The following is a 12,321-nucleotide window of genomic DNA, read 5'->3' as shown; positions in this document are numbered from 1 at the left end:
TATTTCCTTTATTTTTTAAACCATAAATCATTCAAAAATCCAGAAAAGATTAAGAATGACAGCATGACGACATGGAAGGTGACAACCATGCCAAGCAACTGAATCCAGCGATTCTCAGGTAGAGCAGCCTTCCCTGCTTTTTTCCGTTCCTTATTGAGCGTTTTTTTCTTGCGAATCCAAGCGTCATTGATAACCAGTCCAATCCCATGAAAGAGGCCATAGGCGACGTAGTACCAAGTCACACCGTGCCAAAATCCCATAATCAGCATATTTACAATATAGGCCACACTTGAGGTTACATTGCGATTCTTAAAGACCTTCTTTCTGGTCAATACCATCACCATTCGCATAAAGACAAAGTCACGGAACCAGAAAGAAAGACTCATGTGCCAACGATTCCAAAACTCTTTTAAATCCCTTGATAAAAAAGGCTTATTAAAGTTGATGGGGCTACGGATTCCCATTAAGTTTGAGATAGCCAAGGCAAACATAGAGTAACCTGCAAAATCAAAGAAAAGCTCCAAACCAAAGGTATACATAACCGCTAAAGCATAGGGGTTAAAGAAGCCACCTGACTGCAGGGCTAGATTCTTCAGAGGAGGTAGTAAAGTTTCTCCTAAAACATGAGCCAGGATAAACTTGTACAAAAATCCCCACATGATATAGCGAACAGATTCATCCAGCATATCCATCAACTCATCCCGCTCAGGAATGGTCTGATAATTTTCATTAAATCGCTTAAAGCGATCGATTGGGCCACTTGAAAAAGTCGGCATGAAGAGAAGAAAACGGAGGAATTCCCAGAGGGTAAAATCCTTAATCACTCCATCTCTCAGTTCGATGATAATCCCAACCGAACGAAAGGTCAGGTAAGAAATACCCAAAAAGCCAAGCAAAGACTGCGTTCCATTGATAGCCGGCTGCACCTTGACAAAGATAATCGGAAGGAGGGACAGAAAACTAACTAGGTAGAAGACCCACTTGCCATCCTTACTTTTTCGATAATGCTTGTAGAAGAGTACGAGCAATATTTCCCAGCAAAGGTAAGTACCCAAAGCAACCAACTGATTGGTCTTCCCACCTACCAACATGGTGACGATAAAGAAGAGACTAACCAATACCTCGTACCAGGCAAAGCGTTTCTTGAAAAAGAGGCCTATAAAGATGGGCAAGGTTGCAGCAATCACATAGACAAAATACTGAGGATTACCATATGGCTCTAAATGAGGAAGCTGTTGAAAGAACTCCATCATCTCTTATTCACCTCGTTAATCAATCCTTTGATGTCAATCTTTCCATTTGGAGTCAGTGGCAAACTGTCTCGGTAAAGGAATTTAGATGGCATCATGTAGGACATCATGATATCTGTTAAATCTTCCTTGATAGCCTTGGTAATATCAATATCTCGCTCAAACTGCTCACGAACACCGTCTTTCAAGATGACATAAGCCAATAGATTTTGCACCTTGTGGTCTTTATTATAACGTGGCACAGCTACAGCAGACTCGATAAAGCGAGACTTATTGAGGTTTTGAGAGACATCTTCTAACTCAATGCGGTAACCGTTGAACTTAATCTGGAAGTCCATGCGTCCGCCGTAGAGAAGTAAGCCTTCATCTGTCATAGTTCCCACATCTCCTGTATGGTAGGCTGGTAGACCTTCAAACTCAAAGAAGGCTTCTGCCGTTTTTTCAGGATTGTTCATATAACCTTTTGAAACGGCTGGTCCAGAAACAATGATTTCTCCCTGTTCGCCATTTGGCAATTTATTGCCGTCCTCGTCAATGATAAAGGTTGGAGAATCAGCCTTGGTATAACCGATTGGTAGGCGTTTGAGAGTCGCTAGCATCTCGTCTGTCACAGCAACAGCTGACAGGGCTACTGTCGCTTCTGTTGGGCCGTAAGCATTGATAATACGGGCATTTGGGAAACGTTTGCGTAGTTTTTGAGCCGTTTTAACCGTCAATTCTTCTCCATCAAAGTAGAAATGCGTGATTCCAGGCATTTTCTCACTATTAAAGTCTTCTGACAACATGGCCATATCCGCAAAAGAAGGCGTTGATGTCCAGATAGCGATTGGCAATGAAAAGATGGTCGCAAAGAGTTGCTTAAAGTCCTGAGTAATAGCTGAAGGAAGGGCAAAAAGTGTACCACCCAGTGCCAAGGTCGGTGCCCAATACATGACAGACAAGTCAAAAGAATAAGGGGGCTGAGCCAGCATTTGCGGACGACTTGGCGTCGCAAATTCCTTGTCCGTAATCATCCAGTTGGTAAAGCTGAGGAGATTATCATGTGAAATCTGTACTCCCTTTGGCTTACCAGTCGTACCAGAAGTAAAGATAATGTAGTAGTTATCATCTCCCTTGACTGGATGCGTGATCTCATATCTAGACCCTTGAGCAAAGGCTTCTTGAACCTGAGCTAGAGTCATCATCGGCGTAGAAACCTGCTCCAATGGGAAGTCTGAAACGGCAATAATCAAACTTGGCTCCGCTACTTCTAAAATAGCTGAAACTCGCTCCAAAGCCGAATGGCTATCAATTGGAATGTAGGCATGACCTGACTTAGTCAGCGCTACAAAAGTTGCCAACATTTCATATTCTTGGCCACCAAAAACAACCACAGGAGACTTCTCTGGCAAATCCAGTTGATCAATGGCTGCAGCCAAACTATCCGAATCAGCCTTTAAATCTCCATAAGTGTGTTCCTGCCCCAAAACATTGTAAACAGGATAGCTAGGCTGTGTCTGAGCAAAATGCTCAATGGTTTCAATCATATCTACTATTGGTTTATTTGACACAATAGGAATTCTCCTTCAAGTTAAAATTCATTATAGATAAAGCTTCCTTGACCCTGACCAAGATAGCTAAAGAAGTAAAGCAGCCCCAGAAAGATAAGAAAATACAAGGCTGTCCGACCAAGAAAGAGGTACAATTCTTTTCTCTGTTTCATCAAGAAAAACCATTCATTTCTGTAATTTTTGCTAAATAAGATAGACTCTTACTATAGTATTTTTCTACCATTGTACCACTTTATAGGCTAGTTTTTCAATTGTTTACCGTACATTTTCACTAGATTTCAGCTTATTTTAAGGGTTATGCGCTTTTTCTATGTATATTTCAAGTAGAGTGATACTGTTTCAAAACTCCATTTTATGAGAAAATGAAGGAAATCTTCCCATAATAAAACGCACGATATCAAGTTTTTTCAACACCTGATACTATGCGATTTGCTGATTTTTAAAGACTTTTTAACTAGTCTCTCATTTAAAATAATCTCGTCTGATATAAATTAAAATAGCTTCTATCACCAGACAAATGGCCGATATCCAAAAACTGATACTAATACCAAAACTCTCAGTAATATAGCTCATTAGCAAAACAAATACTGAAAATGCTAGTGTCGAAATCACTTCAAGAACGGAATAGACATTAACCAAGTTATTTTCCTCTACTGTTTCCTGAAGAAATACACTTTCAGGAACTTCTTTTAGTTGCGATAACATACCAACTAAAGCTGAAAATACTAAAAACATCTGTGCATTTGGAAAAAATAGAATAGTCAGTGTCACTATTGCCATGGCTACAAGAGGAAAAAGAATACTTTCCCATTTAGCAGCAAGAAACTTTTCAGATAGCCGAAAAGCAATTAAGCCACTAATTATAATCCCGATAGAATATGCTGTATTAGAATATCCCCAGTAACTTTCCGTTTCATTTAATAACTCAGTTACAAAGACAAGTATGATAGACGAAACCCAAATCGTATTTGAGAAAATTTCAAATAAATTTGCTGATACAAAAAGTCTTAATCTAGGATCTCTAGCAACTAACTTCCAACCTTTGAGCAAAATTTCAAGATTGGTCTCTGACTCTAGTACCTCCACTTCAGCGTTAGGCAGAAATAACATCAGAAAGCTAGAAATGATATACAAGATTAAAATGATAAACGTGGTAGGCAACAGACCAATTGTTGCAAACAAGAGTCCACCCAACCCCCACCCTACCAATTGAACAGCTTCACCAGTCATTGACAAGGCTGAGTTAGCCTTGCCCAAATCGGTCGCATAGCGCGGCACAATAGCATAGGAAACAGGTGCTGCAAAACCATCTAATATGGAAATTGCAACAACAAATAGATAGATCACCAAAGGCGCTACTGATTGCATTACGGTAAACATTCCTACCAGTATCGCCAATAATATAGTCTTTCCAAATTGGGATAAAGATAAAACCCTATTTAGCGCTATCCTTTTAGTAACTAAAGGAACTAAAAGACTTGCAACAAAAGAGGATATCCCTATTAAAATGGGAACTAGTGATGTGGCAATTACTGATTTTGAAATAATGTATATGTTAGCAATGATTGTTACTCTAAAGAAAATATCTGCTAAATTTGCAAACAATTGAGAGACTAACAATTTGATAAATGAATTAGACATATAGCTCTCCTATCTTAGTTGCCAACTTTGGAATTAAAATTTGATTTTTAATATTTTAGCATAAAATAGCAGAAAACAAAAGTGAGGTTTTTTACATGAGAAAGCAAAAGCTAGTGCCTTTATTCTTCCTATTTTTTGAAGGAATTATTATCGTTGGAGGCTAGCTCTAAGAAGTTATACTCAATGAAAAAAGCCTGAGATACTCATCTCAAGCTCTATTTTCTAAATTAGAAAAGTGAGAATACGAGAACGGCCAAGGCTGCTCCGATAACAGGTCCCACAACAGGAATCCAGGCATAAGACCAGTCTCCGTCTCCCTTGTTTGAAATTGGCAAAATGCTATGCATGATACGAGGTCCAAGGTCACGCGCAGGGTTCAAGGCATAACCTGTTGTCCCACCTAGTGATAGACCGATACCGACAATCAAAGTCCCCACTGCAAAGGTTCCGATTCCTGCTTGAAGGTCATAAAGTCCCAAAGCAAAGATTGTCAATACCAATACAAAGGTGCCAAGGATTTCGCTGATCAAGTTTGATACAGTATCTTTGATGGATGGTCCAGTACTGAAGGTTGCCAGGATATTTCCTGCATTTTCTTCTGCCTCATAGTGAGGTTTGAATTGCAACCAAACCAAAATCTGACCGAGCATAGCCCCTGCGAACTGGGCTAGGATATAAGGGAATACTGATGCCCAAGGCAAGTCACCTTTTAAAGCCACACCAATTGTCACAGCTGGATTCAAATGAGCTGGACTGAGTTTTCCAGATACAAAGACTGCAACTGCAACTGCAATCCCCCAACCCATCGTAATCACAATCCAACCTGAGCTGTTGCTCTTGGTTTTTGGAAGAACAACACCAGCAACAACACCATTTCCTAGAAGAATTAGGATTAAAGTCCCTAGAAATTCTCCAAATAATTCATTCATCATCTTTCTGTCTCCATTAAAAAGAAGGGGCGGGCGACAAGGAAGCCTGCCCTCCACCTCTTTGATTTTTTCTTAATTTTTTAATTCTGCTAAATCATTGTTAGCGAGAGCCGCTTCGACATCCGCACGGTAAGTTGCTTTCTCATCTTCTGTCCAGTCATAGAATCGTCCCATTTCATCCAAAACTGGCTCAACGATGCTATCCAAACTATCACGCATAAAGAGCATGTGATTGGTACGACGAAGAAGGAAGTCAACTGGGCTAAGAGCCAACTCATTGCGCATTGCATAGTGAAGTGACAAAGTGTCTGCCAAACTGAGTCCTGGCGCTTGTTCCAAACTATGAGCAAGAGCAAAGACTTTCGGTGCATTTGAACCGTAGAGATTTGCTAGGTAATGAGCTTCCTTGCTATCCAAACCACGTGACACTCCAAGTTGCGCAAAGGCTTCGATTTCTGAGTCCACATTTGCTGGGTTCAATTCCCCACCTGAAACAGGGTATGTCTTAGAATTGATGAGTTTAAAACTGCGGTCAAATTCTGCTTTGAGGATATCAACCACGCGCTCCATAGCCCCTTCAGCCATCTTACGGTAGTCTGTGATTTTACCACCAGCAAGGGTTAAAAGACCATTATCATCACGATCCAAGCTCGAACCACGAGAAACTGCAGATGGATCCAAATGTTTCTCAGATGTGCTGCTTTCAAGCTTGCTAACAGCAGATTCAACATCTTCACGCGTTTTTTCTTTCGATAAATAAGCTTCGACAGTTGCAATCAAGCTATTGAAGCTTTCATCACTAATGGTTCCGTTATTTCCGCCATTGTAGTCAGATGCGCTATTGCCTGCAATCAATGGACGAAGACCAGCCCAGCTGCTTTCGATATCATCAATAGTAATGTTTGCTTCTGGGAAGCGGTTGTTGACAATACCAAGTAGATAATCTACATCTTCCTGGGTCACTTTTGGATGTTCCAAATCGCCTGTGTAGTCTGTATCCGTTGTACCAAAGTAAGTCTTGTTTTCACGTGGGAGAACAAAGACCATACGCCCGTCTCCCAAACCTGTATCAAAGTAAACTGGCTGTGAAACCTTGATCTTGCTTGAATCCACTACCAAGTGCACTCCCTTAGTTGGACGCATTTGTGAGAATTGGGTTCCCTTATTAGACAAATTACGTACCTTATCGCTCCAAGGACCTGTCGTGTTGATAACCAGACGAGCCTTAATTTCCAAGACTTGGTCTGTCAACAAATCACGAGCTACGACACCTGTAATCTTGCCACTTTCGTCAAAGAGGAAGCCTTCTGCCTTCACATGGTTGGCAATGAGGGCACCATCTTGATTGGCACGTTTGATGTTTTCGATCACGAGACGTGCATCGTTGTTACGGAAGTCAAGGTAAACCCCACCTCCTACCAAACCTTCTTTCTTCAAGTTTGGCTGGCGTTCCAAGACTTCTTCCTTACTCAAAACCTTGTTAGCAGCTGGTGTGTTGTTGACACCTGCCAAGAGGTCGTAAAGATCCATAGCTACTTTAAGACGGAAGAGGCTAAAAGTAGCTCCATCTTCATCGTAAACTGGCAAGAGCATTGGGTCTGGTTTCGGAATGTGTGGAGCGATTTGTTGAACCACTGCACGTTCAGAAACTGTATCTGATACCACTTCTACATCAAATTGCTTAAGGTAACGTAGTCCTCCGTGAACCAGTTTTGTTGAACGGCTGGATGTTCCTTCTGCGAAGTCCTGCATTTCAATCAAACCAGTTTCAAGACCACTAGCTGCCGCCTGCAAGGCTACACCAGCCCCTGTAATTCCTCCACCGATAATCAAGAGGTCCAGGGTACGTTCTTGCATTTTTTTAATTGATAATTCACGTGTTTTCTTTGAAAATTCCATATTTACACACTTTCTAACTGAGTCGCTTTATTCTTCCAGTATTAGTCGTCTACTTCCGCAAAGACTTGGGTTGCTTTTACAGCCTTCTTCCAGCCCTTGTAGAGTTGTTCCTTGCGCGATTCGTTCATAGATGGCTCAAAGAGTTCTCCTGTCTCGTTCAAGAGTTTCAACTCATCCAAATCCTTCCAGTAACCTACTGACAAACCAGCTAGGAAGGCTGCTCCTAGGGCCGTTGTTTCCAAGTTTTTGGCGCGTGCGATATCGATTCCCAAAATATCAGCTTGGAACTGCATGAGGAAATTATTCATAGCTGCACCACCGTCTACTTTCAAGACTTGGATAGCTGTCTGCGCATCCACTTGCATGGTGTCAATGATATCACGCACTTGATAAGCGATAGATTGTAAAGTCGCCTTGATAAAGTCTTCTTTAGTTGTTCCACGAGTTAAGCCAAAGACAGAACCACGAGCATTTTGGTTCCAGTATGGAGCACCTAGACCTGTAAAGGCTGGAACAACATAAACTTCATCATTGTTGTGCGAATCACGAGCGTATTTTTCAGATTCTGGTGAATTTTCAACCATGCGAAGACCGTCACGAAGCCATTGAATGGCACTTCCTGCGATGAAGATGGAACCTTCCAAGGCATAGTAAACCTTGCCGTTGATTCCGTAACCAATCGTTGTCAAGAGGTTATTTTCAGACAACTGCATCTCTTCCCCAGTATTCATGATGATGAAAGAACCTGTTCCATAAGTATTCTTGACCATACCTGGTTCAAAGGCCAACTGTCCAAAGAGGGCTGCCTGTTGGTCCCCAGCCATACCTGAGATTGGCACTTGTCCACCGTAGAAATGGAATGGAGCTGTCTTACCGTAGATTTCAGAGTTAGAACGAACTTCAGGCAACATTGCTTTAGGAATATTGAGGATTTCTAAAATCTCATCATCCCATTTGAGTTCTTTAATGTTATAAAGCATGGTACGAGCTGCGTTTGAGTAGTCAGTCACGTGAGCCGCACCGTCAGTCAATTTCCAAACCAACCAAGTATCGATAGTACCAAAGAGCAATTCCCCTTTTTCTGCTCGCTCTTGAGCACCTTCAACATGGTCTAAAATCCAACGAACCTTGGTCGCAGAGAAGTAAGCATCGATGATCAAACCGGTCTTTTCATGGAATTTTTCCACATAACCTTGGCTTTTCAGTTGTTCAGCCAAAGGTGCTGTCTGACGTGATTGCCAAACGATAGCATTGTAGATAGGAAGCCCTGTTTTCTTATCCCAGACGACAGTTGTTTCACGCTGGTTGGTAATCCCGATTGCTTCGATTTGATTTGGCTTGACACCACTTTCGATGAAAGCACCCGCAATAACTGACTGAACAGAGTTCCAAATTTCATTGGCATTGTGCTCTACCCAACCTGCCTGAGGGAAAATCTGGGTAAACTCTTTTTGGCTCGAGCTGACCTTTTCTCCTTTTTTGTTGAAAATAATGGCACGAGAGCTTGTAGTCCCCTGGTCAATGGCCATGATGTATTTTTCTTGTGACATGTGCTGTCCTCCTGATAAAGATCTTGAGGATGTTTCCTCTTTACACTTACTAGTATACAAAATAAAGCGCTTTCTTGTTTATCAACTTTTTTTAATTTTTTAAAAAATGTGAGGAGATTGTGTGAATTTCACAAAAAAGACCTGGAAGCACCAAGCCTTTTAAGTGAATAATAACTGACGAATCCCTGCCAAATCCTCCAAATCCAAGTCATTTTTTAAATAATAAACTGGGGTCTGTTCCTTCTTATGAATCGGGTTATTGGTAACCAGCAAATCATAATGCCGAGTTCGGTCATAGGCTTCAATGGTAATAAAACGATTGTATTCCAAATACCGTTTCAAAATGGCTGCCATCCTTGAAAAGACAAGAAAACCTGATGTCAAATCCAGACCAATCCGCATATGTTGACCACCATTTTCAGCCATATACTCTATCAACTGGAGCCATTCCCAGAGAATCTTCTTATCTAAGTCTGTCCCCTGTTGAAAAGCAGGTAGAGCATGAAAAATCTCTTCTGCTATCTCTTTAAAATCATGTTCCATCAGCAAATAAGGATGACGATTCTCCAACTGGTACTTGTAGCGGTCCTGTAAAATATAACCCTTGTATAGATAGACTTGAGCACAAAGCTGACTAAGTTCATAGGTAACGTGATCCTCTGTATAATCACCCAGCAGCTCCTCCTTCTTCATTTCTTGAATCAACTGTGTCAGCAAATCGGCCAACTGCCCTCCAAAACCAAGGATATACTCCATTGTATGAAGAGGAAGAATGCGATGGGATAGGAGGAAAGAGAAGAATATCATCATCTCCCCATCCTCAGTTCCTATAGGAAGATGTTGCCCAGCAAAAAAGGACGAAGCCTTTCGATGCAAACGAAGGTAGAAAATATTGTCAAAATACCCATGCATTTTCTCTTCTATCACTTGAAACTGACAGGCATTGACCCGAAGACGTTGTTGACTGATATGAGCCCAGAGAACCAAGTCCAATTTCTGCCCCGAAGATAAACTCGCACCGCAGATTTCTTCTAAAGTGGCAATCTCCTGTTTTCTCTCTGGTTTCTGCATGTGACCTTCCCATTCCTGACTCGACCAGACCTTGCGGAAAAGACAGAAATAGAAATAGCGAATCTGATGCTCTGGACCTCGCCAACGTCCATTTTGGATGGATAAGTCAAATTCTGACAAAATCTGATTTAAACTAGCTAAGTGGAGACCAAGCGTTGCCTCGCTAATCATCAATTCTTGAGCCAGTTGATGGGCTAGGAACTGTTGGTGATAGAGAAGATAGACCAAAATCTGGTATTTAACAGCATTCTCCAAAAACAAGCTCCGGATATCTCTCCCTTTGGTAGCTGCACCGATTGACAGACGCAGATTTTCATCTTCTAAGTGAATAGTCAGCTCTAAGCCACTATCCAAAGCCTTGTCATTAAGAAGGGTGACATATTTGGTTAGGGTTGCTTTTGAAAATCCTGTTTCCTCCATTACAGCCTTGACAGTCGTCTGAGACTCTTGTAATAGAAAGGAAAGGATTGAAAATTGGCCAGATTCGGCCTTTTCCATCAAATCTCCTAAATACATTTGTTACCCCTTTCATTTTCTACCTTAAGCATAGCATAAATCTTACAAATGCTGAAATAATCTGTTTCTCTTTTTATTTTCATGCTGATTTCCTGGTCCATTATCCTGAAAATCAGCAAACACACGGCTCCCCCTTTGGGCATTTTTATGCTAAAATAGTAGCTATGGATAAAATTATTAAAACAATATCAGAAAGCGGAGCCTTTCGTGCTTTTGTCCTTGACAGCACAGAAACCGTCCGCACTGCTCAAGAAAAACACCAAACCCAAGCCAGCTCAACTGTAGCACTTGGTCGAACTCTTATCGCTAGCCAGATTCTCGCAGCCAATGAAAAAGGAAATACCAAACTAACAGTTAAGGTGCTGGGATCTAGCTCTCTAGGTGCTATCATCACCGTCGCTGACACCAAGGGGAATGTCAAAGGTTACGTTCAAAACCCTGGTGTTGACATCAAAAAGACTGCAACTGGTGAAGTCCTTGTCGGACCTTTTGTCGGCAATGGTCAATTCCTCGTTATCACAGACTACGGTACTGGAAATCCTTACAACTCTATGACTCCCCTCATCTCTGGGGAAATCGGTGAAGATCTTGCCTTTTACCTGACTGAAAGCCAACAAACTCCTTCAGCAGTCGGCCTCAATGTCCTTTTGGACGAGGAAGACAAGGTCAAGGTTGCAGGTGGTTTCCTAGTCCAAGTCTTGCCAGGAGCCAAGGAAGAAGAGATTGCTCGCTTTGAAAAACGCATCCAAGAAATGCCAGCTATCTCAACCCTTCTGGAAAGTGAAGACCATATCGAAGCCCTCCTCAAAGCAATCTACGGTGACGAGGCCTACAAGCGTCTTTCTGAAGAAGAAATTCGTTTCCAATGTGACTGTAGCCATGAACGCTTTATGAACGCTCTTGCCAGCCTTCCAAGCTCAGACTTACAGGAAATGAAAGAGGAAGACCACGGGGCTGAAATCACTTGTCAATTCTGCCAAACTACTTACAACTTTGATGAAAACGACCTGGAGGAACTCATTCGTGACAAATCTTAATACACCTTTTATGATTGGCAATGTTGAGATTCCCAATCGTACCGTTTTAGCACCCATGGCTGGTGTCACCAACTCAGCCTTTCGTACTATTGCAAAAGAGCTCGGAGCTGGACTTGTTGTCATGGAAATGGTCTCTGACAAGGGAATCCAATACAACAACGAAAAAACCCTGCACATGCTTCATATTGATGAAGGAGAAAACCCAGTCTCTATCCAACTTTTTGGTAGCGATGAAGACAGCCTAGCACGCGCAGCAGAATTCATCCAAGAAAACACTAAGACCGATATCGTGGATATCAACATGGGCTGCCCAGTTAACAAAATCGTAAAGAACGAAGCTGGCGCTATGTGGCTCAAGGATCCAGACAAGATCTACTCTATCATCAACAAGGTCCAATCTGTCCTTGATATCCCCCTTACTGTCAAAATGCGTACCGGCTGGGCCGACCCATCTCTCGCAGTAGAAAATGCCCTCGCTGCTGAAGCTGCAGGCGTTTCTGCTCTTGCTATGCATGGCCGTACCCGTGAACAAATGTACACTGGCCACGCAGATCTTGAGACCCTTCACGAGGTCGCTCAAGCTCTGACAAAAATTCCATTCATCGCCAACGGTGACATCCGTACAGTTCAAGAAGCCAAACAACGCATCGAAGAAGTCGGTGCTGACGCAGTCATGATTGGCCGCGCTGCCATGGGGAATCCTTACCTCTTCAACCAAATCAACCACTACTTTGAAACAGGAGAAATCCTACCTGATTTGACCTTTGAAGACAAGATGAAAATTGCCTACGAACACTTGAAACGCTTGATTAACCTCAAAGGGGAAAATGTCGCAGTTCGTGAGTTCCGTGGCCTCGCTCCTCACTACCTCCGTGGAA

General features: G+C 42.1%; 10 protein-coding genes. 2 read left to right on the top strand and 8 right to left on the bottom strand.

All coding sequences use genetic code 11. The annotated features are described in order from the left end of the window. Positions 1-8: 8 nt before the first annotated feature. The 8 genes from dltB to HMPREF2764_RS07145 form a co-directional block, all read right to left on the bottom strand. Positions 9-1,253 (bottom strand): D-alanyl-lipoteichoic acid biosynthesis protein DltB, encoded by a 1,245-nt coding sequence (gene dltB, locus HMPREF2764_RS07185; RefSeq protein ID WP_070528383.1) that lies wholly within the window; start codon positions 1,251-1,253, stop codon positions 9-11. Then, on the bottom strand, positions 1,250-2,800 hold the full coding sequence (gene dltA / locus HMPREF2764_RS07180; RefSeq protein WP_070528378.1) for a D-alanine--poly(phosphoribitol) ligase subunit DltA: 1,551 nt from the start codon (positions 2,798-2,800) through the stop codon (positions 1,250-1,252). The genes dltB and dltA overlap by 4 nt, the downstream gene beginning before the upstream one ends. Before the next feature lie 20 nt (positions 2,801-2,820). Then, a complete protein-coding gene (locus HMPREF2764_RS07175; RefSeq protein ID WP_000813667.1) occupies positions 2,821-2,952 on the bottom strand; it encodes a teichoic acid D-Ala incorporation-associated protein DltX in 132 nt (43 codons plus the stop codon). A gap of 310 nt (positions 2,953-3,262) precedes the next feature. Further along, entirely contained in the window at positions 3,263-4,441 is a 1,179-nt protein-coding gene (locus tag HMPREF2764_RS07165) for a ryptide export MFS transporter (protein WP_070528375.1), read from the bottom strand. A gap of 227 nt (positions 4,442-4,668) precedes the next feature. Further along, positions 4,669-5,373, bottom strand: a complete 705-nt coding sequence (locus tag HMPREF2764_RS07160; protein WP_070528373.1) for an MIP/aquaporin family protein — start codon at positions 5,371-5,373, stop codon at positions 4,669-4,671. A gap of 69 nt (positions 5,374-5,442) precedes the next feature. Further along, positions 5,443-7,269, bottom strand: a complete 1,827-nt coding sequence (gene glpO / locus HMPREF2764_RS07155; protein ID WP_070528370.1) for a type 1 glycerol-3-phosphate oxidase — start codon at positions 7,267-7,269, stop codon at positions 5,443-5,445. A 41-nt stretch (positions 7,270-7,310) separates the two neighbouring features. Beyond that, positions 7,311-8,819, bottom strand: a complete 1,509-nt coding sequence (gene glpK / locus HMPREF2764_RS07150; RefSeq protein ID WP_050272612.1) for a glycerol kinase GlpK — start codon at positions 8,817-8,819, stop codon at positions 7,311-7,313. Positions 8,820-8,978: 159 nt separating this feature from the next. Next, positions 8,979-10,406 (bottom strand): AcpB/EbpR/MafR family transcriptional regulator, encoded by a 1,428-nt coding sequence (locus HMPREF2764_RS07145; RefSeq protein WP_070528366.1) that lies wholly within the window; start codon positions 10,404-10,406, stop codon positions 8,979-8,981. A 164-nt stretch (positions 10,407-10,570) separates the two neighbouring features. On the opposite strand from HMPREF2764_RS07145, the gene hslO reads away from it, so the two are divergent. Together hslO and dusB are read left to right on the top strand one after the other, a co-directional pair. After that, positions 10,571-11,443 carry an Hsp33 family molecular chaperone HslO gene (hslO, locus tag HMPREF2764_RS07140; RefSeq protein ID WP_000357854.1) on the top strand — a complete coding sequence of 291 codons (873 nt, stop codon included), beginning with the start codon at positions 10,571-10,573 and terminating at the stop codon, positions 11,441-11,443. Continuing rightward, on the top strand, positions 11,430-12,321 hold an 892-nt coding region (gene dusB / locus HMPREF2764_RS07135), incomplete at its 3' end, for a tRNA dihydrouridine synthase DusB (protein WP_070528364.1). The genes hslO and dusB, both read left to right, overlap by 14 nt.

Source organism: Streptococcus sp. HMSC073F11 (genome assembly GCF_001810785.1).
GTDB lineage: Bacteria > Bacillota > Bacilli > Lactobacillales > Streptococcaceae > Streptococcus.
Note: the sequence above shows the minus strand (reverse complement) of the source record. Positions and strands in the feature narration are given on the sequence as shown.

What these genes read in the sequence shown, in the direction of transcription:
- dltB (WP_070528383.1), bottom strand. Translation starts at nt 1,253, where the DNA reads ATGATGGAGTTCTTTCAACAGCTTCCTCATTTAGAGCCATATGGTAAT.
- HMPREF2764_RS07175 (WP_000813667.1), bottom strand. Translation starts at nt 2,952, where the DNA reads ATGAAACAGAGAAAAGAATTGTACCTCTTTCTTGGTCGGACAGCCTTG.
- HMPREF2764_RS07165 (WP_070528375.1), bottom strand. Translation starts at nt 4,441, where the DNA reads ATGTCTAATTCATTTATCAAATTGTTAGTCTCTCAATTGTTTGCAAAT.
- HMPREF2764_RS07160 (WP_070528373.1), bottom strand. Translation starts at nt 5,373, where the DNA reads ATGATGAATGAATTATTTGGAGAATTTCTAGGGACTTTAATCCTAATT.
- glpO (WP_070528370.1), bottom strand. Translation starts at nt 7,269, where the DNA reads ATGGAATTTTCAAAGAAAACACGTGAATTATCAATTAAAAAAATGCAA.
- glpK (WP_050272612.1), bottom strand. Translation starts at nt 8,819, where the DNA reads ATGTCACAAGAAAAATACATCATGGCCATTGACCAGGGGACTACAAGC.
- HMPREF2764_RS07145 (WP_070528366.1), bottom strand. Translation starts at nt 10,406, where the DNA reads ATGTATTTAGGAGATTTGATGGAAAAGGCCGAATCTGGCCAATTTTCA.
- hslO (WP_000357854.1), top strand. Translation starts at nt 10,571, where the DNA reads ATGGATAAAATTATTAAAACAATATCAGAAAGCGGAGCCTTTCGTGCT.